Consider the following 24282-nt stretch of genomic DNA (forward strand, 5'->3'; position numbering starts at 1 on the left):
CGCCTGTGATTATTTGCTTAGTGCTTAGATACGGCGCGCCAGTTCCTCGGCGGTGCCAAGGTAAGAGCTAGGCGTCAATGCTTTCAGACGGTCTTTCGCGTCTTGTGGAATCGCCAGGCCATCGATAAACACCGCTAGCGCCTCTTTGCTGATACCAGTTTTGCCACGCGTCAATTCTTTCAATTGCTCGTATGGATTAGGTACGCCATAACGACGCATTACGGTCTGGATAGGCTCAGCCAATACTTCCCAGTTGTTGTTCAAGTCAAACAACATCGCATCGCGATTGGCCATCAATTTGTTCAAGCCTTTCAGCGCTGCAACGTAGCCGAGCAAGGAATAACCCAAGCCAACGCCCATATTACGTAATACGGTTGAGTCGGTCAGGTCACGCTGCCAGCGTGATACTGGCAGTTTTTGGCTGAGGTGGAACAATACTGCGTTGGCGATACCCAGATTACCTTCGGAATTTTCGAAGTCGATCGGGTTTACTTTGTGCGGCATCGTCGAAGAGCCCACTTCGTTTTTGTTCACTTTCTGTTTGAAGAAACCCAGAGAGATATAGCCCCAGATATCGCGATTCATATCGATCAAGATCGTGTTCGCGCGCGCGAAGTCGTCGTACAACTCGCTCATGTAGTCGTGCGGTTCGATCTGGATTGTGTATGGGTTGAATGTAATGCCTAAGCTTTCAACAAAGCGGCGGCAGAAGCCTTCCCAATCGAGTTCTGGATAGGCTGATAAATGTGCGTTGTAGTTACCTACGGCGCCATTAATTTTGCCAAGCAACTCAACATCAGCGATGCGGCTTAGTTGACGCTCTAAACGGAAAGCGACGTTGGCCATTTCTTTACCCATCGTCGTTGGCGTAGCTGGCTGGCCGTGCGTACGGCTCATCATTGGCGCATCGGCTAATTCGTGGGCCAATTCTTTCAATTTGGTAATGATTTCGGCCAGTTTTGGCAACATCACGCCTTCGCGTGCGCCTTTGAGCATTAAAGCGTGCGACAGGTTATTGATGTCTTCTGAAGTGCAAGCAAAGTGAATAAACTCGCTCGCAGCTGAAACTTCGGCGTTGCCAGACAGACGTTCTTTCAACCAATATTCAACGGCTTTCACGTCGTGGTTGGTGGTGCGCTCGATCGTTTTTACTTCCAGCGCATGTTCGGTATTAAAGTTGGCAACCAGTGCATCCAATTCTGCGATGGTCGCTGCCGAAAATGGTTTGATTTCTTCCAGTGCGTTTTCGCTGGCAAGGGCTTTGAGCCATGCCACTTCTACGGTCACGCGATTTTTAATCAGGGCGTATTCACTGAAATGGGCGCGCAAATCGGCCAATTGTTTTTCATAGCGGCCGTCAAGCGGCGAAAGCGCGGTCAGTGCTGAAAGTTCCATAATGCCAACCCGTCCGTAGGTCTTTATCGATCAAACCCGAGATTCTATCACAGCAGTGGCACGCTGACTGCCTAACACGATCAACGCATAACGAACAGTGAGAACCCCATTTTATAGGGTGGCTTGTGACGTTCGTGACGAATCTGCCCAGTGGTATGTAAGAAAGAGTGACAAGTGGTCTTTTCGCATGAATAATGCATATACCTTACAACGTTTTCGCGACCAGGCCGATCTAAGCGCTTGGCGACGAAACGAGCGAGTCTAGCGAGCCGGTCAGTTTTCGCCGGCCATAGACACCCGCAAGACAATGGATGGAAGAGGCGTATTTTAAAATGAGCGGTTTTACCCAAATTACCCCCGAGTGGCAGGATTGGATTATTGAAAACTTGCAACGTGGCTGTCTGGCGCAATCAATCGTCGAAATCATGATTGAAAAAGGCTTTGACCCGATGTTTGCCAATGCCGTCGTTTTCCATTTTTCGTCTAGTCCTACCCAACGTTATTCGCAAGCAGATGATGGAGCAGGCCAGCCTAGTTAAATACTCGGCCGTACTGCTATGGGTATGTTCTTGTCGGTTTTGCTAAGTAAGCTCCACAGGGATATACCCATTAAAAAGCCCCGCTAAATTAGCGGGGCTTTGTTTTTGCTGCACTCTGTTTAGCCTTATTTGATTTCAGCCATGGTTTTGGTCAGCGTAGCGTTGGCGTCGTCACCATCGAGCGCCCAGCTGAAGTTACCGCGCAAGCCTTTGGCTTTGAGGTAATCATTTTTCAGGCGGATCGTTTGTATGTCGTCGTAGCTCCACCAGTCGCCTGTGGTCGTGTACAAGTACAGTTGTTTGGTGACTGGATGATATTTCCGTACCCCAGCCACGTCTTTCAGTGCTTTGTAATCACCATAACCAGCTTCGGTTTGTACGCCGACTTTACCCGCGGCGCGAGTTTTCTTCTGGTACAAGCCATCATTCAGGCTAGCAACACCACCAAAACCACGGCCGTAGTAGGGGATACCCAGCACGATTTTATCGGCAGGCATACCATTGGCCATCAGTTTGGTCAGCGCGTCGTCGATGTTGTACGTACGTGCGATGCCCACGGTTGGATCCGCTGGATCTGGATACAGGTGTGAGTGGAAGTTGGTGGTGTCATCCCAATCCCCGTGGAAGTCATAGGTCATGACATTCACCCAATCCATCGATTTGCTGTATTGCGCAGGCTCGGTTTGATCGATTTTCTCGCTGCCCGCGCCGATGGCTGCGGTTAGATAGAATTTCTTGCCACCTTGGCTCGCGCCGTATTCATCCAACTGCTTGCGGAACTCGGCCATCAGCAGGGTGAGGTTGTGTTTGTCGTTCACGGCGTCGACTACGTTGTTGCCAATGCCTTGTACACCTGGGTATTCCCAATCGATGTCGATACCATCAAAAATATCTTTGGCAACACCAGCACCACCTGCGGGATCGCCCCCCGATTTTTTCAGATTCCCTTTCAGGTAAACGTCGATACACGAAGCCACCAGAGCTTTACGGTTAGCATCGGTTGACGCCGCGGTTGAGAAATAACGTGACCAAGTCCAGCCACCCAAGGAAATAAAGATCTTCAGGTTTGGATTTTTAGCTTTCAGTTTTTTCAGCTGGTTAAAGTTGCCTTTGAGCTTGCTTTCCCAAGTGTCGGCCACGCCGTCGACTGAGTCTTTGGCAGCATAATCCATTTGGTAATCAGCCCAAGCATCGCCGCCATCGCCGGCGGTATTGCCATCGTTGGCTTTATTGATGCCGCTATCGCACTTGATCGTGCCATCCGCTTGTTTGTAGATATTGCCGAACGCGTAGTTGATGAAGGTCAGTTTGGCGGCTGCGCCACTGTCTTGCACGGCTTTGGCGAAAAATGCGCTGTCGTAGACGCCCCATTGGGTGAAGTATGAACCGACTTCACGGCTTGGAATTTGGCCAGTTGGCGTTGAGCTAGGTGTAACCGCTGGCGTTGCAGTTGGAGTTACCACTGGCGTAGCTGTTGGCGTTACCACAGGAGTAGGTGAAATAAGCGGTGTTGCAGTCGGTGCTGGGCTTGGTGTAGCCGTTACTTTTGGAGTTGCAGTTGGTGTGACAACTGGCGTAGCCGTTGGGCTTGCGCTTGGTGTTGCAGTCACGACTGGGGTGGCTGTCGGGGTGACCGCGCCGCAAGTGCCGCCAGCTTTCCACAGCGTTGGTGTTGTCGCAGGCGTCCAGCCAGCACCCACATACGCGGTGTGCGCACTGAGAGCTGTGTAAGTGACCCCGTTGTAGCTCACAACGTCGCCTGCTTTATAGCTGCTGCCTTCGCTCCAAACAGAGCATGAGCCAACAGGCGCGCTCGTCACGACCGGGGTTGCCGTTGGTTTTGGCGTGGCAGTTGGCGAGCTGGTTGGTGCGGTAGTTACGACTGGGCTGGCAGTCGGTGTAGCGGTTACTACCGCTGTGGGGGCTGGTGTTGCGTTGCTCGCGCCGCATACGCCCAGATCGCTCCACACGCCCCAAGAACCCGATTTGCTTGGGTCTTCGTTCAGCGTCCACCATTTATTGCTGTAGTTATGGCCGTTTTGGCTCACCAGTGTGCCGCCCGCAGCGTACGTGGTATTGGCTGACCAAGGTGTGGCGCAATCCGCGGCCATCACCTGGCCGCCGATCAACACGAGCGAGCCCGCGATGATCGTTTGGCTTAATTTTTTCATCTCTTCCATTCTCCGTTAGTTTGTTCTGCACCCTGATCGCAATCGAAGATTGCGATGCCACCTTGTCTCAGGTGTTTGCGCACCTTTTTTAGTAAGGTTGGGTGCAAGTCGAGCATGCACTGCGAAAAATGGAAAGTAAATTGACTGGTCTGAGAATTAATGAAACGTTAATGCCTGTGGGTTGAATATTATCTTTTTTCGCGTAGTGCTGGCAGTGGATGGCCCAATTCGCAGCTAGCCACTATTTGTTGTTTGGCGTCACTTAAATCAAAACCGTTGGCGGCAAGCCAAGTTGCGGAGAAGTAAGTCTGTGCATAGCGTTCGCCACTATCGCACAGCAAAGTGACGATGCTGCCTGCTTGCCCTTGAGCCTGCATTTCTTGGGCTAATTGCAGTGCGCCAACCCAATTGCAACCCGTTGAGCCGCCGACCTTTTTTCCGATTTTGGCACTTAACCAATGCGCGGCGGCTAGGCTTAAATTGTCTGGAATTTGCAACATTCGATCGATGACGCTCGGAATAAATGATTCTTCCACGCGCGGGCGCCCGATGCCTTCGATACGAGAGCCGGTTTCTAACATGTGGTTACGATGCGTGCTGTGATAGGCGTCGAAAAACACTGAATTTTCTGGGTCAACGCAGGCAATGCCAGAGGCGAGGCGGCGATAGCGCACATAACGCCCCAGCGTGGCACTGGTGCCGCCTGTGCCGCAGCTGGCAACGATCCAATGTGGAATTGGAAAACGCTCGAGCGCCATCTGGTTAAAGATTGATTCGGCGATATTGTTATTCGCGCGCCAGTCGGTCGCGCGCTCGGCATAGGTAAATTGATCCATAAAATGCCCGCCCGTTTCAATGACCAACTCTTTCGATTTGGCACTTATTTGGCTTGGGTTACTCACGAAATGGCATTGCCCGCCATAAAACTCGATCGCGGCGATTTTCTCCTTGCTGGTGCTCTCGGGCATGACAGCGATAAAGGGGAGTTTAAGTAAGCGGGCAAAATAGGCTTCCGATACCGCGGTCGAGCCGCTAGAGGCTTCGATCACCGTGCTGCCCTCGCGTAACCAGCCGTTGGCAAGTGCATACATAAATAACGAGCGCGCCAAGCGATGTTTTAAGCTGCCGGTCGGGTGGCTGGATTCATCTTTTAGGTAAAAATCAATATTGGGATAAGCGGCCAAATGCACCGGAATCAAATGCGTATCAGCCGAGCGATTGTAATCGGCTTCGATGGTTTGCATGGCTTGATTGAGCCATTCGCGGTGCTGTGTCATGATTTTATCCCTATGGTATTGATTTGTAAGAACCATTCAAGCTGAAATGCAGAGCAAAACCTATTGGGGGTATATCTTATAAACCCAGCTCGGCTTGCTGAAGAATGCCTTGCCGTACTTCCACGCTGATTTGCTCATCGGCAAAGCGCACATTCAGCGCTTCGCCTGCACGCACATCCAAAGCGCTACGCACAATTTGGCCATCGGTTTTGCTAACCAAGGCATAGCCGCGGGCTAGCACCTGCTGTGGGTCCCACGGCGCCAATTGCAATTGGGTCTGTTTTAAACATTGCTGACGCAACTCCAAAAAACGGTGCATAGCGCGTTGCAAGCGCTGTTGTTTCTGCTGCAAGCCCTGTTGCTGCAAGGATAGCTTGGGGCGTTGATGTGTTAATTGCAACGCCAAGCGCGCCAGTTTCTGTTGCTGTTGCTGTTGCGACACGCGAATAAATTGCTGCAAACGGCGCGCTTTGTGCGCTAAGTCTTGTTGCTGCTGCGCCAGCCTTTGCCCCGGATGAAGTAATCTGCGGCCAAGTTGGTCGAGCTTTTGCATGTGTTGCTGCAATTGATATTGCATCACCCGCGCCAGCCTTTGCTGCTGCTGGTTTAAACGCATTAATAATTCTGCGCGATTCGGGCTGACGAGCTCGGCCGCAGCCGTTGGCGTCGGCGCACGCACGTCAGCGACAAAATCGGCAATGGTAAAGTCGGTTTCATGCCCGACGCCACTGACCAGCGGAATCGGGCATGCCGCCATCGCGCGCGCGACGATTTCTTCATTAAACGACCATAAATCTTCCAAGCTTCCGCCGCCACGGCACACGATCAGCGTGCCGACCTCGTTACGGCTGGCCGCTTGGCCGATCGCCTTGGCAATTTGGGCCGCGGCATCCGCGCCTTGTACTGCGGTGGGATACAAAATCACCGGGATATTCGGCATGCGGCGCGCTAGCGTCGTCAGTACATCACGCAATGCTGCCGCCGCGGGCGAGGTGACAATACCAATTGCGCGGGGAAAAGCTGGAATGACTTGTTTGCGTTCAGCCGCAAACAGGCCTTCGGCGGCAAGTTGTTTTTTTAAGGCTTCAAAACGCTCGAAAAGCGCGCCTTGACCCGCTTGGCGCATCGCTTCGATCGTTAGCTGAAAATCGCCGCGTGCTTCATATAAAGACACCACCGCGCGCACTTCGACTTGCAAGCCTTCGCGCGGTTGAAAGTCGAGTAGAGATGCGCGGCCACGGAACATCACGCAGCGCACTTGGGCGTTGGCGTCTTTCAGGCTGAAGTAACAATGCCCTGAGTCATAACGTTTAAAGTTAGATATTTCGCCCGCCACCCACAGTGAGGGAAAACCGGTTTCTAGCAACATGCGCACGTCACGATTCAGTTGCGTGACAGATACTACAGCTTTAGAGGGGCTTGACAAATCAAGATTCACGCCGAAAACACCTTGAGTAATCCACAAAATCCAGCTTCTAAGCCTTTTGCCGTTAGAATCGAATGTTGTAGTTTATGAAAAACATCTAAGTTGATGATAAATAACAATAATATATTTAAGCTATAAGTTGTAGCAAAGCGATTATATACAGCATTTATGCCGCTTTTAGCCCCGTTTTGCCAACTTGCTCACAAAGTTATCCACAGAAAGTGTGGGTAAACAAAATTTTCCCAATTAGATCTGTTGCTTAGGGCTCCACCTGTAATCATAGCCTCTTCCCCCAACGGCAAATAGCGGCTAAAGTTACGCGGTTTTCGCGCTAGACTTCAGATTCACTTTTTTCAAGGTTTAAACCACTATGTACGCCATCATTCAGGCTGCTGGCTGGCCGATTTGGCTGATTATCGCCGCTTCTGTTGCCACTGTGACCATTATCATCGAGCGTTTACTCTCTTTACGTAAATCGCAAGTGCTGCCCACCGGCTTGCTCGCGAAAGTGGTGCAAGAATACCGCTCGCAAGGCGTGAATGCAGAAATGCTCAATAAATTGGCCGCGAACAGCCCATTGGGCCGCGTACTGGCATCTGGCCTACGCAATGTGAAAAGCTCACGCGAAATTATGAAAGAGTCGATCGAAGAAACCGGCAGCGCCGTAGCACACGATCTCAATCGTTACCTCTCGACTTTGGGCACATTGGCGGCGGTAACGCCATTACTCGGTCTATTTGGTACCGTGATTGGTATGATCGAAATTTTCGGCTCGCAAGCGCCTACCGGCGGTGGCAATCCAGCGGCGCTGGCGCATGGTATCTCGATTGCGCTATATAACACCGCCTTCGGTATTATCGTCGCCGTACCAGCGCTGATGTTCTACCGCTACTTCGCGAGCCGCGTGGATGACTTCGTGGTTGAGATGGAACAGCAGGCGATTAAGCTAGTAGAAGTCGTTCACGGCGAGCGCCACCACTGATTTGCTGAGAACGGGCTGCAAAGCCCAATGACCGCGTTAAAAAGATGACTCAAAATCCTCATTTACTTGGTGTAAATTCCGGTTTTTCGTCCCTTTTTGCCTTGTCCTTGGACTTTTCGCTCCGTTCTTAAAGCCTGTTGAAGGACTGAAAAGCTATGAAATTTCGTAAAGGACGCGAACGCGTCGAACCCGAAATCAACTTTATCCCGCTGATCGACGTTTTGCTGGTGATTTTGATTTTCCTGATGGCGACGACGACGTATTCCAAATTTGCCGAATTGAAAATCAACTTGCCGACGGCCGATGCTGAAAAGCAAGTTGAGCAGCCGCAAACCATCCAAATCGGCATTTCGGCCAACGGCCAATACGCGATCAATGGCGAACCCGCGGTGTTTAACAGTCCCGACGAATTCTCGGTACTACTACGCCGCACCGCCGGCAACAACGCCGACCCAATGATCGTCATCAACGCCGACGCGCAATCAAGCCACCAATCGGTGGTCAATGTGATGGAAGCGGCGAGGACGGCAGGGTATGGGAAGTTGACGTTTGCGACGCAGACGACAGGGAAGTAATTTATCTTGATCTGAAATGAAAACGGAGCGTAAGCTCCGTTTTGTTTTTTTGCGGCTTAAAAAGGTGTTTGATATGTCTTTTCCTCACTTCTTAGTGATTATGTTTCTAGTTTTATCTTGTGGGGATATAGCACGAACTGTTTTTGCTCAGCCTGATTTACACGCTCCACCTACTAAAGGCCTTTTAGTATTCTTTTATTTGACAACGTTTCCTTGCTCTATTGGAGTATTTCTTTTTCCAATATATGGATTTTTTATTCTTCCTTGGTGGCAGCCAATCGCTGGTTTTTTTATTGCATCAATACTTGTTAATGTGGTGACTAGGCCTCTCGTTTCAGGTAAACGTGCTTTATATGTATGGTCATCCGCTCTTGGTTTAACTGCATCGACGTTCTTTGGCTATTCGTTGACATTGTAACTAAAGAAAACACAATACTCTTAGGTTGGGCCAATAATTGCCCCGCATGCTTTGTACGATTAGCGGAGTGTAAACGGACGCATGAGATGCCACTAATGGTGATTGGTCTATTGCAATTTCATTGATCGGGGTTGGCGGCTATGCGCCGCGGCACTTACTTCTCTTGCTTCGCCAAGAGAAGTAAGCAAGAGAAGGCGACCCGGGCGAAAAGCGCTCCGCGCTGCCCTTGCTTCGTCGTGAGCCAAACGATAAAGCCGTTTGTCTCCCTCCTCGCCGCGGTTTTCGCTACACGGGAATCAAGCTCTAGACCAACCATCACGGAAAGATACCTGCCTTAGTGTTGCTCTGAAAATTAGTGTTGAATTAACTTTGGTGGATATACCCCCTATTGCTAATTAGAACGGCTTGCCCGTGGAGCCGCGCCGTTCGGGAGGCGGTTGGCAAGGTTTTAAGATGCGGCTGTTTGAGCGTTGCGACGCTAGCGCAACGCGAGTTTGCCGCATCGCCTTGCTAATTGCTGGACGGACGGGGTTTCGCGGCGATCGGGCGCGCGAGGGTTGCAAGGGGCGGGCAAGACGCCCCTTGCTGGCCATCGGCCACGGCCTTTGCTACGGCGGCAAACCGCCAAGCTTCGTTACGTCGTCAGTCGGGCAGAATCGCCGGTTTACCGCCTGCATAGCAGGCCATACAATGGCGGTGAAACAAAAACATGGTAGCCCTGTAGCACTGAGGCTATGTTTTAACGATCTTGGCGGGTTACGCCTGCGGCTAACCCGCCCTACATGATGTTATGAGCCTCGAATCCCTCATCCACCGCATCTGGTATCGCCCATCGCTGTCGCTCGGCGCAGTAATTTTGTGGCCTTTGTCGCTGCTTTTCGCTGCGCTGGCGGCGGTCAATGCCGCGCTATTCAAACTGGGCATCAAAAAATCGACCCGCTTGCCAGTGCCTGTCGTTGTGGTTGGCAATATCACTGCGGGAGGTACGGGCAAGACGCCGTTGACGATGGCTTTGGCGCGCGGTTTGAGTGCGCTGGGTTATCAGGTCGGGATTATTTCCCGTGGCTATGGTCGCCACGATGATGATGGCGCGGCGCGCGCGGTTGAGTTGGCTAGTTTGCCCAGCGAAGTGGGTGACGAGCCCTTGTTGATGCGGCGCTCGCTGGCGGATTTGCCTGTGCCGGTGTTCGTTGCGCGGCGGCGGGCCGAGGCGGGTAGGGCGCTGTTGGCGGCGTATCCAAACGTGAATCTGCTCTTGTGCGACGATGGTTTGCAGCATTACGCGCTGGCGCGTGATTTTGAAATTTGTGTGCTCGATGCAGCTCGCTGCCTTGGCAATGGCTTGCGCATTCCCGCTGGGCCACTGCGCGAGGCGAAGACACGTTTGAGCACGGTGAATGCCTTGGTTGTGAATGGGGTATCTGATGTAGTGCCAATTAGTGATTGGCTTGCGGGGCTACACGGCAATGGGTATATGTCGAGCCATCAAATGAGCTTGCTCGCCGATGCGTGTTATTGCCTGAACGATGCCAGCCAGAAACGCCTCCCCACAGATTTTGCCGCGCCACTGCACGCCGTGGTGGGGATTGGCAATCCGCAACGCTTTTTTAACACGCTCGCAAGCTTGGGGTTTAGCTACACCGAGCACGTATTTCCCGACCATCATGCGTTTACGCTGGCCGATTTGCCGTGCGAGGGCGAGATTATCGTCACTGAAAAAGACGCGGTGAAAATTGCGGCATTGCTGCAAAACAAAGCGCAGCTTGACGCGACTCAGGGCGCGCTCGGTGATAGAATCTGGGTTTTGCCGGTCAACGCGGTGATTTCGCCCGATTTGGCGCAGCGCATTGATCGTTTAATTCAAGACCAAAGGTAAATCATGGACGCCAAATTGCTTGAGATTCTCGTTTGCCCTGTGTGCAAAGGCCCCCTGGTGTACAACAAAGCCGCGCAAGAGTTGATCTGTAAAGCCGATCGCCTTGCATTTGCGATTAAAGATGGTATTCCGGTGATGCTCGAAGGCGAAGCGCGCCAAATCGCTGCGGATGAAGCCATTTAATCACGCTGGAGATCAATCATGCGCTTTTACGCCATTATCCCTGCCCGCTTAAAATCGACGCGTTTACCGAATAAACCGCTGGCGGATATTGGCGGCAAGCCCATGATTATCCGCGTGATCGAGCAGGCATTAAAAACCGACGCCGAGGCCGTGGTGGTGGCGTGCGATGATATGGCGGTGCAAGATACCGTGGCGTTAGCAGGCTACGCCTGTATGCTCACCAGCCCCGATCACACCTCAGGCACTGAGCGCTTGGCCGAGGTGGTGGAACGGATGGCATTGCCCGACGACGCAATCGTGGTCAATGTACAAGGCGATGAGCCGCTGATTGACCCAGACTTGATTACCGCAGTCGCAGCGCATTTAGCGGCGGATAAAAGCCTCGCCATGGCAACGGCCAGCCACAAAATTGACAGCGCCGAAGACTTCTTTAACCCGAATGTGGTCAAAGTTGTTTGCAATGCACAACAGCAAGCTATGTATTTTAGCCGCGCGCCCATTCCGTGGGATCGTGATGCGTTTGCATCGGATAACGAAGAGGATGACTGGGTATTGCCTGCTGAGCTAGATGCACAAAGGCATATCGGCCTATACGCCTATAGAGCAGGATTTCTGCGCGCCTACGCCAAGCTGGAAGCATCGAAATTAGAAGATATTGAAAAATTAGAGCAGCTGCGCGTTTTATGGCATGGCTATAAAATCGGCGTTTACCGCGCCGCACAAGCGCCAGCAGCCGGCGTGGATACGCCCGAAGATTTAGAACGTGTGCGCGCCGTTTTTGCGCAAGCGTAATGGACGCAAAGCGGGTGCGTAAGCACACGAGCAATTGAAATAATTAGAATCGAAATCGATCACTGTTTTACTTTTTAAACGTTGGGGAACTGAGCAATGCGATTAATCCTTCTGGGCGCACCAGGCGCTGGTAAAGGCACTCAAGCTAATTACATCCGCGAAAAATTCAATATTCCACAAATCTCAACGGGCGACATGCTGCGCGCAGCGGTAAAAGCCGGCACGCCGTTGGGTTTGGAAGCGAAAGCGATTATGGACGCGGGCGGTTTGGTGCGTGATGACATTATCATCGGTTTGGTGAAAGAGCGCATCGCTCAGCCAGACGCAGCCAATGGCTTCTTGTTCGACGGTTTCCCACGCACGATTCCACAAGCTGAAGCGATGATCGCGGCTGGCGTGGACATCGACTACGTGGTTGAAATCGACGTGCCGGACGCTGCCATCGTTGACCGCATGGCAGGTCGCCGTGTACACGTGGCTTCAGGCCGCACTTACCACGTGAAATACAATCCGCCGAAAGTGGAAGGTAAAGACGACGAAACCGGTGAAGAGCTGATCCAACGTGACGACGACAAAGAAGAAGTGGTATTGAAACGCCTTGGCGTTTACCACGAGCAAACCGAAGTATTGGTTGGCTTCTACGGCAAGATGGCTGAATCTGGCGCGGCTAACGCACCTAAGTACATTAAAATCGACGGCACGCAAGCGGTTGAAACCGTGCGCGACGAGACTCTGAAAGCTCTCGGCGCATAATCAAGCCGGTGTTCGCAAAAAACCGCACTTTAGGGTGCGGTTTTTTTATGCCTCAAACCTCTGCTCGGGGCTTGGATATTCCTGATTATTTTCACTTTTTCGCCTAAAAAGAGAAATCAGGAGGCGACTATGTATTTGGGATTGACCTATATTAGCCATTCAAAAAAAATGCTTACCGAAGATATGCGCATGCAGCTAATGCGTGAATGTCAGGTACGCAATGCGCACAATAACATTACGGGTTTATTGCTGTATCAGCAGGGTTTTTTTCTGCAATACCTTGAAGGGCCACCCGATCAGGTGCGAACCGTTTTTGCGCGGATTGGCCAAGATCATCGGCATGAAGATGTGGAACTCATCAGTGAAGAAGTGCTGATGGAGCGGCGGTTTCCGCATTGGACGATGTTTTTTCGCGATTACGATTTTATTTATCCGCATATTCGGCAAGATTATGCCGAACTCACGAGCTTGGCCAAAGTAGTTGAGGCACTCGAGGATGATCCAGATTTGCAAAAGTTGATGTTTGATTTTTTAAAGCTCACCCACGATCAGCAAAGCTGAAATTGGGCGGCAATAGATTGCCACTTTTCCGCATTGCAGCTTTAATACCCCATGCCGTATGCTTGTTTTTTTCAAATCATTCTTGCCAAGTAGGGCAATACCCATGGAAAAAATCTTGTTCGAAATATTTGCCACCGTGCTGGCAACCATTTCAGCCCTGCTGCCAATTACCAACCCGCTGATTACCGTATCAATTTTGCCAGGCATGGCGGCGCATTTGACCGCTGCCGAGCGCGATAGCCAAGTCAAACGCGCCTGTATTTATATGGCGGGGATTTTGGTGACTTTCCTACTGGCTGGCGCGCTGATTATGGATTTCTTTAATATTTCGATTCCGGGGCTGCGTATCGCAGGTGGGCTTATCGTTAGTTATTTTGGTTTTGATATGCTGTTTGGCGAACCGCACGATGCGAGCAATGCGCCCAACAGCAGTAAACGCGATATTTCGTTTACCCCACTGGCGATGCCATCGCTCTCTGGCCCCGGCTCGATCGCGGTGGTGATCTCGATGTCATCGGGTGTGCATACGCAAACGGCATTGCCAGTCTGGTTGGGCTATCTCACCGTTGTAATTGGTATTTTGCTGGTGGCCTATATTTCATGGCTAACGCTACGCGCCTCGACCAAGCTGTACCGTTTACTTGGCGAGGATGGCATTAACGCGATTTCGCGAATTATGGGCTTTTTGCTTATTTGTATTGGCGTGCAATTTGTCATTAACGGCATTGGTAATCTGTTGCACGACCCGTTTTTTTGGCCGCTAGCCAAATAAACCGCGTTTCTCTCGATGAAAAAAACGGCGCAGCGGCGCCGTTTTTGCTAGGTAGCGATTTTATAAATACGCTTGAACTAACTGAAGCGAGTCAGCTGACATCGTAATGCCACTGCAATCAATAACGCTTAAATTATCCATACTGCGTAGCCAAGTCATTTGGCGCTTGGCCAATTGCCGTGTTGCTGCAATGCCTTTTTCTCGGCTGGTTTTCAGGTCGACCTCGCCATCCAAATATTCCCAAGTCTGCCGATAGCCTACGCAGCGCATTGACGGCAAATCAAGATTCAGTGGGTATTTCTCGCGCAGTATTTTGACTTCATCAATCAAGCCTCCAGCCAGCATGGTGTCGTAGCGCTGCTCAATGCGTTTATGCAGTACGGCGCGGTCTGAGGGCAGTAGCGCGATTTTCAGTAAATCGTATTGCAGTGTGTCTAGCGCAGGTTCGGCCAAAATCGCCGACATAGGGCGGCCAGCCAGAATGCAAATTTCAATTGCGCGCTCGATGCGTTGCGAGTCGTTGGGCGACAGGCGTGCGGCGGTGATCGGGTCGAGCGCGGCGAGGCGTTCGTGCATTGCGGGCCAACCGAGTTTGATCGCATCTGCATGGATTTGTTCACGCAGCGCAGCGTCGGCCTCGGGTAAATCGTGGATGCCTTGCTCTAGCGTATTGAAATACAGCATCGTGCCGCCGACCAGCACCGGCACTTTGCCGCGCGCTGTAATGTCGTCCATCAGCGCACGCGCGTCGCTGCGAAATTGCGCGGCCGAATACACTTCGGTTGGATTAATAATATCGATTAAATGATGCGGCGCGCGTTGTAATTCTTCGCGCGTGGGCTTGGCGGTGCCGACGTCCATATCGCGAAACACCAAGGCCGAATCGACCGAGATTAGCTCAACCGGCAGGCCCGATTCGAGCAAATGCATCGCGGCGGCGGTTTTGCCGCTGGCGGTCGGGCCCATGATGAAGATGGCGGGGGGCAGTTTATTCATGTGGTAATTCCAAAGCGCGGCGTTGCGCGATTAGATGCAGGCTGGCGGTGCAGCACACGGCGGCCAACAGGGCGGGCAGTAGCGCGGCAAAACCTAGTTGGCTAATGCCGAGCGGCCATAATAAAAAGCACACGGCAAAGCCGATTAAACCGAGCACAAAGCCGCGCAATTGATGCAGGAGTGCGCTGCGGCCGTACAGCGCCAAGGTAAACGCGGGCAATATCAGCGATGCGACCGGAAAGCCAGTAAAGATGCCGCTGTAGCTGGTGCCAACGCTGGGCGCGGCGAGGCTTAAGGCCAAAATCAGTGCCGCAGCCAAGCCCATGCGCAGCAGCAATTCAATTTTTGGCAAGGTAGTTTTGAGATGACTTGTGGCTTGCTTGGGTATTGCCTTGTAGGCTAATGCCAAGAATATTAGCGAGCAAATACCGCTATGGGGTATTTGATGGGCGGAAAATTTAACCAGCAAAATCGCCATCGCCACATAGCCACTGATGGCGACGAGTACGGTACCGAAGACCTTAAAAAAACGGCTCGCGTACGCCAGCAGCAGGATATACAAGGTATTGGCGAATAGGCCAATCGGCGCGTATTCAATCACGTTGCGGGTAAATTCGCTGCCTTGCTCCAGCCACAAAATACCAATAATCAGCAGCGCCAAGCTCGGCAGTCCAGCCAAAACGCCGGCCATTTGCTGGCCCCAGCGCTGCCCAGCCAAGCTGGTGGCGCCGATGACGAGCGGGCCAGCGAGCAATTTGGCGACAAGGACGCTGAGCATTATTGGCCCCGCATGAATAGTTTATCCAGATCATTCATGCTAAGCCGGAACCACGTCGGGCGGCCATGATTGCATTGGCCCGAACGTTCGGTGACTTCCATTTCGCGTAGCAGTGCGTTCATTTCGGGAATGGTGAGTGATCGATTGGCGCGCACCGAGCCGTGGCAGGCCATCGTCGCGAGCAATTCATTGCGCCGACCAGACAGCACTTGCGAGACGCCGACTTGGCGGATATCGCGCAGCATTGCTTGCGCGAGCTCCACTGGATTGCTGTTTTTCAGCAGCATCGGCACCGCGCGCACGGCCAATTGTGTTGGCGACGACACTGAAATTTCCAAACCAAGCCCCGCCAATTCTTCGGCGTGATCTTCAACGGTGGCGACGTCGAGCTTATCGGCGGCGAAAACGTGCGGGATTAGCAAGGGTTGCATCGGCATTGCTTGCAAATCAAGCGCGGTTTTCAGCTTTTCGTACACCACACGTTCGTGCGCCGCGTGCATGTCGACTACGATCATCCCGTCTGCCACTTGGCTCAAAATATACACGCCGTGTAGCTGCGCCAAGGCAAAGCCCAGCGGTGGAATTGCCGAGTCGTCGGCTGCAGGCAAGGCGGTGTTGCTGGCGCTGCCGACAGGTAAATAATCATTAGCTGAGCGAGTCGGTACTGGACGTATTGCTTCCAACTGCTTCATCCACGCTGGCTGCGCGCCAGTACTGGCTGGCGTATCGCGGCGCAGATCGCCAAATTGCGTGTCGTAAAATGCCATTGGTGCGCCGGACGAGGGTGCGATGTCGCGGTAGCTGAAGTTCGTCCGCTGCTGAGCTGAGGCCGATCCTTGGTTGGAATTTGCTTCGCTTGAGTTTGCTCCAGAGGCGGAAAACGGCTCGTTCGAGTTTGATCCATATCCGGCGAACGGTTCGTTCGAGATCGATCCATAACCGGCGAACGGTTCGTTCGCCATCGGCAAGGGCATCGCTTGCTGATGGCGGTAGGCCATCTGCGCGTAATCTTGCGGTTTAAGTTCACCTTGGGGTATTGCCGCAGCGCTTAATACCTCACCTGTTTCTGGGTCAATACTGCTGGCAGTATCCTGCGTGGCCGCGCCGGCCGTGGTTTTGGCCAGCGCTTTGGATAGGCTGGTAATCAAAAAGCGGTAAATCGCTTGGCTTTCGCGAAAGCGCACTTCGATTTTGGTCGGGTGTACATTGACGTCGACGCCTTCGGGGTCGAGCTCTAAAAACAGGCAAAACGCCGCGTGCATATTGTGGTGTAACACGTCGCGATACGCCTCGCGCAGCGCGTGTTGCACAACTTTATCGCGCACAAAACGGCCATTTACAAAGAAAAACTGCGCATCGCGGCTCGATTTGCCCAAGGTTGGCGAACCGGCAATGCCGTATAAACGCAGATTGCCAAAACCTTCATCCACCGGAATACCGGTTTTGACGAATTCTTCACCGATAATCGCTGCGGCGCGTTTATTCAGATCGCCCGCTTGCCAGCGGTTTTGCGCGCGGCCGTTGTGGATGACAGTAAATTGCACGCTAGGATTGGCCAGCGCCAAGCGCTCGATCATCGCCGCACAATGCGCGTATTCGGTTGCGTCTGATTTTAGAAATTTCTTGCGCGCTGGCACTTGGTGATACAGCTCGTGCACTTCAATTGTCGTACCTGCCGCCAGCGCCGCCGGTTCCGGGTCGAGCATACGGCCGTGGTCGGCCTCAACGCGCCACGCGTGCGGCGAGATTTGGCCATTGTCATTAAACCGACTGGTTAAACTCAGGCGCGATACCGACGCAATCGACGCCAAACCCTCGCCGCGAAAACCCAGCGTGCCGACGCGCGCCAAGTCTTCCATGCTGGCGATTTTACTGGTGGCATGGCGATGCAGCGCCAGTTCCAGATCGTCTTTGGCGATGCCACAGCCATCGTCGATGACTTTCAGTAATTTAGTGCCGCCCGCTTGCAACTCGATTTGCAGATTTTTGCTGCCGGCATCTAGGCTATTTTCCAGTAATTCTTTTAGCGCCGAAGCGGGGCGCTCAACGACCTCGCCAGCGGCGATTTGGTTCACAAGATGGTCGGAAAGTAACTGAATGCGTGGCATGGGGCGTTTTGGTCTAATATGAAACGGCGTAGGGCGTCAGTATATCAGTCGGTGCCGAATTCATGATTGTTAGGGTGAGAATTGATGGGAAGCAAAAAAATCAGCTGCGTCATCATTGATGACGATGCCATTATCCGAAACTTGATGTCGGCATTGCTGCGCCAATTGGAATTCACCGTGATTGGCGATGTGGGGCACGCGCACGATGGGTTGAAATTGTGTATGGATCACAATCCCACGGTGGTGTTGCTGGATATTAATTTGCCCGAAACCGATGGTTTGGCGCTGCTGCCGCAATTGTTGAAGCTCAACCCGCAACCAAAAGTGATTATGGTTAGTGGCGAAGCCACCGGCGAGCACGTGCGCGAAGCTTTAACGCTAGGGGCGAGTGGCTTTGTCGTCAAGCCATTTACCCCTGCGCGTTTGCTCGACGCCATCGGCAAAGCCGTTGGCGTTAAGTTGTAATTATTTGGTCGCGATGCGGGTGCGCGCCAGTGGCGGATTTTTCGCAAAGTAACGTTTGATGCCTTTGAATAAGGCTTGTGCCATTTTTTGCTGATACGCCTCGTCAATCAACTTTTGCTCTTCCGCTGGATTCGAAATAAACGCGGTTTCGACCAAGACCGATGGAATATCAGGCGCTTTGAGTACTGCAAAGCTGGCTTGCTCGACATTGGGTTTGTGCAGCCGATTGATGCCGCCCAATTCCCCAAGCATCGCTTTACCTAGCTTCAAACTGTCGTTAATCGTCGCCGTCGTCGTTAAATCCATCAGCGTTTTACGCAGGTCTTCACCTCCTTTGATCTTCACTCCGCCAATCAAATCGGCATCATTTTGCGTTTGCGCCAACCAGCGTGCCGCGGTGCTCGATGCGCCGCCTTCCGAGAGCGCAAATACAGACGAGCCATTGGCATCGGGGCGCACAAAGGCGTCGGCGTGAATCGAGACAAATAAATCGGCTTGCACCGCGCGCGCTTTACGCACGCGAACGCCTAAAGGCACAAAGAAATCGGCGTCGCGCGTCAGCACTACGCGGAAATTGGGCTCGCTTTGCAGCAAATCGCGCAGGCGTTTGGCGATTTGCAAGACGACGGTTTTTTCATACGTGCCGCTCGGGCCGACCGCACCCGGGTCTTCACCACCGTGGCCTGGGTCAAGCACGACAGTAATCAGGCGATCGACTTGCAGTTTATTGCGATCAACCGTTTCGCTTGGTTTTTTCTCGTTTTTGGCTGGCTCGCTGGCGTCGGCTTTTTTCGCGCTGCTGGCCGAGCTGGCGGTGTTTTTCTCGGTTGGCGCAACGACGACTGGCGGCACAGGATCGGTTTTCAGATGGCTATTGTCATTTAAAAACGCCAGCAGCTCGTCGGTTTGTACCGCAGGGTATAAATCGATTACCAAACGGTTTTTGTATTCCGATACCGGGTCGAGCGTGAAAATCTGTGGCTTGACCGCTGTTTTGAGGTCCAGCACCAAACGCACCACGCCCGGCTTATTGCGGCCCGCGCGCAGCAACTTGATATACGGATCGTCTTCGCCGACCTTGCCGGCCAAGCTTTGCAATTCGTTATTGAGGTCAACGCCTTCCAAATCGACGACAAGGCGCTCTGGGTCTTTAAGCAGAAATTGCTTAAAAGTGAGTGGCGCGCTCGACTCGATCGTGACTCGCGTATAGGCATTGGCAGGCCAGACGCGCACCGCGACGACGCTAGCGCTGGCCGCAGCCAAACCCACTGGGGACACCGAGAGCAATAAGGACGCAGCCAGGCCGCGCAGTACGTCGCGTCGCTCTAGTTTCAGCGTTGAAGATGAAGCGATTAATTGCTCAGCGATTTCAGGGTGTTTTGACATGCCAAACCTAAAGGAGTCAATGCGTTAAGTACTAAGCGGCGACCGTTGTTTTCAGGTGCCAATTCAATCATCCAGTCGGGCTGGGGGAGTTGGCCTTGGGCTTTATCGGCCCATTCAATCAGGCAAACCGACTCGCTGTTAAAGTAGTCACGAAAGCCGGCGTCTTCCCATTCGCTTGGATCATTAAACCGATATAAATCAAAGTGATAAAAGTATAAGCTAGAAACAGTATAAGGTTCAACCAAGGTATAGGTTGGGCTCTTTACCCGACCATTAAAGCCCAATCCGCGCAACACTCCGCGGGTTAAGGTGGTTTTGCCTGCGCCCAAATTGCCTTCTAGAAACACCGTCATCCCCGGCGCAATCGCGCGCGCTAGCTGCGCGCCCAGCGCCAGCGTGGCGTCTTCGTCGCTTAAATAAACCGAAAAGGCGTTATCATTGGGCTGCATTGACTCATACTTCCGTTTAAAAAATCTGATGGATCAAATTGTTACTCACCCTGCTGCCGACTACGCGCAATTGGCCTTATCCATTAAGGACTGGGCGCGCGAGCTTGGCTTTGCCCGCGCGGCGATTACTGGCGTCGATTTAAGTCATGCCGAAGCCGAACTACTGGCGTGGCTGGACAAGGGTTATCACGGCGAAATGGATTATATGGCAAGGCACGGCTTGAAACGCGCCCGACCAGCGGAATTAGTACCAAATACCTTGTCGGTGATTAGTGTTTTTATGCCGTATCTGTCCGCAGGGCAAGATCCAGAGCAGGTTCTGGCCGATACATCCAAGGCGTATATTTCGCGTTACGCGCTAGGGCGTGATTATCACAAAGTTTTGCGTAATCGTCTGCAGCAATTGGCCGATAAAATCAGCGCCGTAGCGGGGCAATATGGCCATCGGGTGTTTGTCGATTCGGCGCCGGTGCTAGAGGTTGAAGTTGCCAAACAGGCGGGCAACGGCTGGCGCGGCAAACATTCGCTATTGATCAACCGCGAGTATGGCTCGTTTTATTTTTTGGGCGAGCTATTTACCGATTTGCCGCTGCCAACTGATCCACCGTTGCCCAAAGAGCATTGTGGTAAATGCACGGCCTGTATCGACGCCTGTCCAACGCAGGCGATTGTTGCGCCGTATCAAGTGGATGCTCGGCGCTGTATTTCGTATTTAACGATCGAGCTCAAAGGCGCTATTCCACTCGAGTTTCGCCGCGCGATCGGCAATCGGGTGTATGGCTGCGACGATTGTCAGCTTGTGTGCCCGTGGAATCGTTTCGCCGCGCAAAGCCCGGAAACCGATTTTGCGATTCGCAATGGGCTAGATGATGTGAGCTTGCTCGAATTATTTGCCTGGAGCGAGGCTGACTTTAACCAAAAAATGGCCGGTAGCCCGATATATCGGATTGGCTACGCCAAATGGTTGAGTAATCTGGCGATTGGTTTGGGTAATGCGTCCGCACGCCCTGAGATTGGCGCAGCATTACTGGCTCGTCGTGCTGATCCCAATGATTTGGTGCGAGAACACGTTGAATGGGCTTTGCTGGTGGGCGGGTATATTCATGAGAGCATTAAATGATAAGAGTTGGGTGCTTATACATCTATGTTTTTTTCTTGCTGTGCTCGCGTAATACTTGATCAATCGTGAGCAAAGCCTGGCTGATTTGTATCGGTTTGCTTAAGTAGGCGCAAAAGCCAAGGCGCAATGCATCGTCAATTTGCTCGGGCAAGGTATTGCCCGAAAGAGCAATGCAGGGGATGACGCGCGTGCGCTCATTTTTGCGTAATTGCTCAAAAATCATCTGCCCGCTGCCATCGGGTAATTGCTGGTCAAGCAAAATGAGATCTGGCATCAGTTGCTTTGCTAGACCAATTCCTTCTTGAGCGGTTTTGGCGACAAAAACTTGGTAGTCTGGGCGTTGTGAAGCCAGAATATTTTGGATCAATTTTTGTGATAGCAGATCGTCTTCGATATACAAAATCGTCTGTGCGCCTTGTGAAATAGCGATGGTTTGGTGAGCATTGGCGGGGCTAGGCGCGGCCGAGGCTGGAAGCTCGATCCAGAAGCAACTGCCGACATTCAGTTCGCTGCTCATCCCAATTGCACCGTGCATGATCTGGGCGAGTTTTTTTGTGAAAGCGAGTCCAATCCCTGTTCCCTCAATGCTACTTTGCGCATTGCCAACGCGGTTAAAGGCCATAAAGAGTTGGCGCTGGTCGTCTTCTGAGATGCCCATGCCTGTGTCCTGCACATTGATCCGCCAACACTCGTTTTGTCGGTGTTCAAGCGTGATGTTCACCGAGCCATGAGGTCGGTTGTATTTAATGGCATTTGAGATCAAATTGAGCAACATTTGTTTCAGGCGTCGACCATCCGCCCAAATAAAACAAGGCTCGCTCGGAGGGGTAATTTGCAGAGTAATGCCCTTATCTTTGCTGAGCACTTCAGTGAGTTGCAGGCAATCGTTGATGCAGGCGATGGTGTCAACCGATTCAAGTTGCAAGGCCATCTTACCGGCTTCGATACTCGCTAAATCCAGAACTTCATTGATCAGACCGAGCAGATGTTGCCCTGCTTTATGGATATAGCCCCCTAAAATGTGATTGCTAGCACTCTCGTCGGCTTCAATTACTTGCGCAAAGCCCAGAATAGCGTTGAGTGGGGTGCGCAGCTCATGACTCATATGCGCTAGGAAATCTGATTTGGCTTTGCTGGCATGCATGGCGATGTCGCGTGCCTCGCGCAGTGCGGCCTCGGTGGCTTTTAGCGATGAAATATCGTGAACACAAAATAGCCGACCAATCGGCGCATCGCGGTATTGCAGAGGGCAGCTACTGATTTCAAATACCCGATCATCGTACAATTTAAATGTGTTTTGTTCTTCGATATAGGGGTCATGAAATAGCAAGGCCAACCATTGCTCGAATCCAGAGCGATCACAGAGTTGAGCTTTAAATTCTTCAAGCTGCCGATGTAAGCTCGGATCATTATTGGCATGCCAAGGCCAAATTTGGCCAAGCCTGTGATTGTAATTGATGACGTTGCCATTTAAATCACAGACCAGTATGCCGTCTGCCGTCGATTCAAGCGTGGCGGAAAGTAGCGCGCTGGTGCGTGCGCTTTCATCTTCTAGACGTTTATTGGCACTAATATCGTTGGCTGAAATAATGCACAGCGTTTGCCCATCCTGCTGCACGATGCGGATGGTTTTGCTGACAAAAATAAAATGCCCGTTGCGATGACGATATTCGCCTTCAACTTGAAATACCTCCTGCACGCCAGAATTACGGACATCTTCCCAAAAGAAAACATCCTGCAAACCGACTTCAATCTCAGAGATTTTTAAGCCGATTAATTGTGCGCTGGTGTAGCCAAGCAAAGTTTCACAGGCGGGGTTGCAGGCAACGATGCTTTCATCTTGCGGGTTAACCGCCAAAATAGCCGTGGCGCAATAATCACTGAGTAACTGAGGGGCTATCATATCAAAGCCTCACTCGGGCTAAAGTAGTACGTCATGCGTTTGCGCGGATTAAGGTAGGACAGAACCGGACGCGGCAGTTGGCTAGCTTTCAGTGCCTTGCTGATATTCAGATCTGGATGGCGTTCTAAATCCAGCACCATCGCCTCATCGCGCGTAATCGCTGGGTCGTGTACTAAAACTTGCGGTTTGAGCGGTCGGGAGGAGTTCACAGCGACCACCAAACCATAATGCTCATTTGACAGCTGTACCAAGGTGCCTGGCGGATATACACCTAAGCTACGAATCAAAATATTCATCGGCGCAGGATCGAATTTGGCCTTTTGGTGCGAAAACATCAAAGCCAACCCCTCATGCGGGGTTAGCGAATCAGCAGGATTGACCTTGTTGCAATAGTTGTCATACGTATTGGCAACAACCAAAATGCGCGCTAATGGATCAATTTGCTCCAGCTTCAATTGTTTGGGGTAGCCGCTACCATCACAATACTCATGGTGTTGTTTGATTAAAGTTAGGATTTCAGGCTTGAGCTGCGCCCGCTGGCCTGCCTCGACGCCCCATTGGCAGTGTTGCTCCAGCAAGCTTTTTTCTGCACGATTCAGAGCCTCGGTTTTCAGTAAAATGCGATCTGGCACTTCCACTTTGCCAATGTCGTGCATTAACGCCGCCATTCCTAGCGTTTCAATGGCTGCGCGATCGCACTTCATTTCGCGCGCGAGCAAGAGTGCCAGCACGGTGGTATTGAGGGCGTGAAAATACAAATCATCACCCATCGATTTTTCATTCATCAAATGAATCGCAATGTCGTTATCGGTGAGCAATGAATCGAGCATGGTGCTGATGAGTTGCTCACCGGCGGCAATACTCTCGCGGGGATTGCTGTGAATTTCTTTGGTTAGCTTACGCACGGCGTTGGCGGCCAAGCTAAACGCCTTCGTGCATTCGGCCAATTGCGCTTTGCGTCGCTCTTGTTCGGCTTGGCGCTGGCGTTTGGCGGCCAATTCAGCGGCGATTGCTGGGTCTAACTCGGGAATCTCTTCGCTGGTTGGTGTTTGTGGCGTGGCAATTGCTGTTTCTTTCGGTTGGCAGTCGCTCTTATCCGGAATGTAGCGAATCTGCGTCAAACCTAGTTTTTTCAGCGTATTAATTTGCTCGTCAGATTTAAGCTTGAAACTACCAAACGGAAACGGGTGATCCATCCAATGCAAATCAAGTTGGATAAATAATCCGATTTGGAGTTGATCTGGTGAGATAAATACCGCTGTGTCGTCTTGAGTCATTGCACCGTTGTTACCGTAGCTAAATTGACTGAGTGAAACTGTTTTCTAGTATGGCCTATTTTGGTTTTTTTGGTAGCGTT

At 52.0% G+C, this 24282-nt stretch carries 23 protein-coding genes and 1 pseudogene; 12 read left to right on the forward strand and 12 right to left on the reverse strand.

All coding sequences use genetic code 11. The features are described 5' to 3' along the window. Positions 1–24: 24 nt before the first annotated feature. On the reverse strand, positions 25–1395 hold the full coding sequence (purB, locus tag NT239_13375; GenBank protein XGA70747.1) for an adenylosuccinate lyase: 1371 nt from the start codon (positions 1393–1395) through the stop codon (positions 25–27). A 332-nt stretch (positions 1396–1727) separates the two neighbouring features. Here purB and NT239_13380 point away from each other — a divergent pair, with 332 nt between their 5' ends. Further along, on the forward strand, positions 1728–1934 hold the full coding sequence (locus NT239_13380) for a hypothetical protein (protein XGA70748.1): 207 nt from the start codon (positions 1728–1730) through the stop codon (positions 1932–1934). Positions 1935–2059: 125 nt separating this feature from the next. Here the strand turns inward: NT239_13380 and NT239_13385 are convergent, their stop codons facing one another. The 4 genes and pseudogenes from NT239_13385 to xseA all read right to left on the reverse strand — a co-directional run bounded on the left by NT239_13385 (position 2060) and on the right by xseA (position 6820). Further along, on the reverse strand, positions 2060–3268 hold the full coding sequence (locus NT239_13385) for a glycoside hydrolase family 18 protein (protein ID XGA72815.1): 1209 nt from the start codon (positions 3266–3268) through the stop codon (positions 2060–2062). Positions 3269–3352: 84 nt separating this feature from the next. Further along, positions 3353–3754 (reverse strand): annotated as a pseudogene (locus NT239_13390) (hypothetical protein). A 539-nt stretch (positions 3755–4293) separates the two neighbouring features. Next, on the reverse strand, positions 4294–5382 hold the full coding sequence (locus NT239_13395; GenBank protein ID XGA70749.1) for a PLP-dependent cysteine synthase family protein: 1089 nt from the start codon (positions 5380–5382) through the stop codon (positions 4294–4296). A 76-nt stretch (positions 5383–5458) separates the two neighbouring features. Beyond that, entirely contained in the window at positions 5459–6820 is a 1362-nt protein-coding gene (gene xseA / locus NT239_13400; protein XGA70750.1) for an exodeoxyribonuclease VII large subunit, read from the reverse strand. A 358-nt stretch (positions 6821–7178) separates the two neighbouring features. Here xseA and NT239_13405 point away from each other — a divergent pair, with 358 nt between their 5' ends. From NT239_13405 to NT239_13445, 9 genes are all read left to right on the forward strand, one after another. Continuing rightward, positions 7179–7790, forward strand: a complete 612-nt coding sequence (locus tag NT239_13405) for a MotA/TolQ/ExbB proton channel family protein (GenBank protein ID XGA70751.1) — start codon at positions 7179–7181, stop codon at positions 7788–7790. A 155-nt stretch (positions 7791–7945) separates the two neighbouring features. Then, positions 7946–8365: a biopolymer transporter ExbD gene (locus tag NT239_13410; protein XGA70752.1), complete on the forward strand. Its 420-nt coding sequence runs from the start codon at positions 7946–7948 to the stop codon at positions 8363–8365. A gap of 16 nt (positions 8366–8381) precedes the next feature. Further along, entirely contained in the window at positions 8382–8783 is a 402-nt protein-coding gene (locus tag NT239_13415; protein ID XGA70753.1) for a hypothetical protein, read from the forward strand. Positions 8784–9573: 790 nt separating this feature from the next. Further along, on the forward strand, positions 9574–10659 hold the full coding sequence (gene lpxK / locus NT239_13420; protein XGA70754.1) for a tetraacyldisaccharide 4'-kinase: 1086 nt from the start codon (positions 9574–9576) through the stop codon (positions 10657–10659). A 3-nt stretch (positions 10660–10662) separates the two neighbouring features. After that, positions 10663–10842 carry a Trm112 family protein gene (locus NT239_13425; GenBank protein XGA70755.1) on the forward strand — a complete coding sequence of 60 codons (180 nt, stop codon included), beginning with the start codon at positions 10663–10665 and terminating at the stop codon, positions 10840–10842. 18 nt (positions 10843–10860) lie between these two features. Then, positions 10861–11634 carry a 3-deoxy-manno-octulosonate cytidylyltransferase gene (gene kdsB / locus NT239_13430; protein ID XGA70756.1) on the forward strand — a complete coding sequence of 258 codons (774 nt, stop codon included), beginning with the start codon at positions 10861–10863 and terminating at the stop codon, positions 11632–11634. 96 nt (positions 11635–11730) lie between these two features. Next, positions 11731–12387 (forward strand): adenylate kinase, encoded by a 657-nt coding sequence (adk, locus tag NT239_13435; GenBank protein XGA70757.1) that lies wholly within the window; start codon positions 11731–11733, stop codon positions 12385–12387. A gap of 129 nt (positions 12388–12516) precedes the next feature. Continuing rightward, positions 12517–12948: a BLUF domain-containing protein gene (locus NT239_13440; GenBank protein ID XGA70758.1), complete on the forward strand. Its 432-nt coding sequence runs from the start codon at positions 12517–12519 to the stop codon at positions 12946–12948. Between the two features lie 103 nt (positions 12949–13051). Further along, positions 13052–13720: a MarC family NAAT transporter gene (locus tag NT239_13445; GenBank protein ID XGA70759.1), complete on the forward strand. Its 669-nt coding sequence runs from the start codon at positions 13052–13054 to the stop codon at positions 13718–13720. Between the two features lie 60 nt (positions 13721–13780). Here the strand turns inward: NT239_13445 and miaA are convergent, their stop codons facing one another. Genes miaA through mutL form a run of 3 tightly spaced genes read right to left on the reverse strand, consistent with a single transcriptional unit; the run spans position 13781 to position 17602 of the window. Beyond that, on the reverse strand, positions 13781–14716 hold the full coding sequence (gene miaA, locus NT239_13450; protein XGA70760.1) for a tRNA (adenosine(37)-N6)-dimethylallyltransferase MiaA: 936 nt from the start codon (positions 14714–14716) through the stop codon (positions 13781–13783). Next, entirely contained in the window at positions 14709–15494 is a 786-nt protein-coding gene (locus NT239_13455) for a hypothetical protein (GenBank protein XGA70761.1), read from the reverse strand. The genes miaA and NT239_13455 overlap by 8 nt, the downstream gene beginning before the upstream one ends. Then, positions 15494–17602 (reverse strand): DNA mismatch repair endonuclease MutL, encoded by a 2109-nt coding sequence (gene mutL, locus NT239_13460; protein XGA70762.1) that lies wholly within the window; start codon positions 17600–17602, stop codon positions 15494–15496. Before mutL ends, NT239_13455 begins: the two co-directional genes overlap by 1 nt. An 84-nt stretch (positions 17603–17686) precedes the next feature. On the opposite strand from mutL, the gene NT239_13465 reads away from it, so the two are divergent. Then, entirely contained in the window at positions 17687–18067 is a 381-nt protein-coding gene (locus NT239_13465; protein XGA70763.1) for a response regulator transcription factor, read from the forward strand. Here the strand turns inward: NT239_13465 and NT239_13470 are convergent, their stop codons facing one another. Further along, positions 18068–19453: an N-acetylmuramoyl-L-alanine amidase gene (locus NT239_13470; GenBank protein ID XGA70764.1), complete on the reverse strand. Its 1386-nt coding sequence runs from the start codon at positions 19451–19453 to the stop codon at positions 18068–18070. Then, positions 19420–19902, reverse strand: a complete 483-nt coding sequence (tsaE, locus tag NT239_13475) for a tRNA (adenosine(37)-N6)-threonylcarbamoyltransferase complex ATPase subunit type 1 TsaE (GenBank protein XGA70765.1) — start codon at positions 19900–19902, stop codon at positions 19420–19422. The genes NT239_13470 and tsaE overlap by 34 nt, the downstream gene beginning before the upstream one ends. 28 nt (positions 19903–19930) lie before the next feature. Here tsaE and queG point away from each other — a divergent pair, with 28 nt between their 5' ends. After that, entirely contained in the window at positions 19931–21022 is a 1092-nt protein-coding gene (gene queG / locus NT239_13480; protein ID XGA70766.1) for a tRNA epoxyqueuosine(34) reductase QueG, read from the forward strand. 22 nt (positions 21023–21044) lie between these two features. Here queG and NT239_13485 read toward each other — a convergent pair whose 3' ends face one another. Together NT239_13485 and NT239_13490 are read right to left on the reverse strand one after the other, a co-directional pair. Further along, a complete protein-coding gene (locus tag NT239_13485) occupies positions 21045–22925 on the reverse strand; it encodes an ATP-binding protein (protein ID XGA70767.1) in 1881 nt (626 codons plus the stop codon). Further along, positions 22922–24202, reverse strand: coding sequence for a DUF3391 domain-containing protein (locus NT239_13490; GenBank protein ID XGA70768.1), 1281 nt, complete (start codon positions 24200–24202; stop codon positions 22922–22924). The genes NT239_13485 and NT239_13490 overlap by 4 nt, the downstream gene beginning before the upstream one ends. Between the last annotated feature and the right edge of the window lie 80 nt (positions 24203–24282).

It is taken from the genome of Chitinibacter sp. SCUT-21 (assembly GCA_041874755.1).
Taxonomy (GTDB): Bacteria; Pseudomonadota; Gammaproteobacteria; order Burkholderiales; family Chitinibacteraceae; genus Chitinibacter.

Excerpts from the sequence above, each read along its gene's own strand:
- purB (XGA70747.1), bottom strand. The coding sequence starts at position 1,395 with ATGGAACTTTCAGCACTGACCGCGCTTTCGCCGCTTGACGGCCGCTAT.
- NT239_13380 (XGA70748.1), top strand. The coding sequence starts at position 1,728 with ATGAGCGGTTTTACCCAAATTACCCCCGAGTGGCAGGATTGGATTATT.
- NT239_13395 (XGA70749.1), bottom strand. The coding sequence starts at position 5,382 with ATGACACAGCACCGCGAATGGCTCAATCAAGCCATGCAAACCATCGAA.
- NT239_13405 (XGA70751.1), top strand. The coding sequence starts at position 7,179 with ATGTACGCCATCATTCAGGCTGCTGGCTGGCCGATTTGGCTGATTATC.
- NT239_13410 (XGA70752.1), top strand. The coding sequence starts at position 7,946 with ATGAAATTTCGTAAAGGACGCGAACGCGTCGAACCCGAAATCAACTTT.
- NT239_13415 (XGA70753.1), top strand. The coding sequence starts at position 8,382 with ATGAAAACGGAGCGTAAGCTCCGTTTTGTTTTTTTGCGGCTTAAAAAG.
- lpxK (XGA70754.1), top strand. The coding sequence starts at position 9,574 with ATGAGCCTCGAATCCCTCATCCACCGCATCTGGTATCGCCCATCGCTG.
- NT239_13425 (XGA70755.1), top strand. The coding sequence starts at position 10,663 with ATGGACGCCAAATTGCTTGAGATTCTCGTTTGCCCTGTGTGCAAAGGC.
- kdsB (XGA70756.1), top strand. The coding sequence starts at position 10,861 with ATGCGCTTTTACGCCATTATCCCTGCCCGCTTAAAATCGACGCGTTTA.
- adk (XGA70757.1), top strand. The coding sequence starts at position 11,731 with ATGCGATTAATCCTTCTGGGCGCACCAGGCGCTGGTAAAGGCACTCAA.
- NT239_13440 (XGA70758.1), top strand. The coding sequence starts at position 12,517 with ATGTATTTGGGATTGACCTATATTAGCCATTCAAAAAAAATGCTTACC.
- NT239_13445 (XGA70759.1), top strand. The coding sequence starts at position 13,052 with ATGGAAAAAATCTTGTTCGAAATATTTGCCACCGTGCTGGCAACCATT.
- miaA (XGA70760.1), bottom strand. The coding sequence starts at position 14,716 with ATGAATAAACTGCCCCCCGCCATCTTCATCATGGGCCCGACCGCCAGC.
- NT239_13455 (XGA70761.1), bottom strand. The coding sequence starts at position 15,494 with ATGCTCAGCGTCCTTGTCGCCAAATTGCTCGCTGGCCCGCTCGTCATC.
- mutL (XGA70762.1), bottom strand. The coding sequence starts at position 17,602 with ATGCCACGCATTCAGTTACTTTCCGACCATCTTGTGAACCAAATCGCC.
- NT239_13465 (XGA70763.1), top strand. The coding sequence starts at position 17,687 with ATGGGAAGCAAAAAAATCAGCTGCGTCATCATTGATGACGATGCCATT.
- NT239_13470 (XGA70764.1), bottom strand. The coding sequence starts at position 19,453 with ATGTCAAAACACCCTGAAATCGCTGAGCAATTAATCGCTTCATCTTCA.
- tsaE (XGA70765.1), bottom strand. The coding sequence starts at position 19,902 with ATGCAGCCCAATGATAACGCCTTTTCGGTTTATTTAAGCGACGAAGAC.
- queG (XGA70766.1), top strand. The coding sequence starts at position 19,931 with ATGGATCAAATTGTTACTCACCCTGCTGCCGACTACGCGCAATTGGCC.
- NT239_13485 (XGA70767.1), bottom strand. The coding sequence starts at position 22,925 with ATGATAGCCCCTCAGTTACTCAGTGATTATTGCGCCACGGCTATTTTG.
- NT239_13490 (XGA70768.1), bottom strand. The coding sequence starts at position 24,202 with ATGACTCAAGACGACACAGCGGTATTTATCTCACCAGATCAACTCCAA.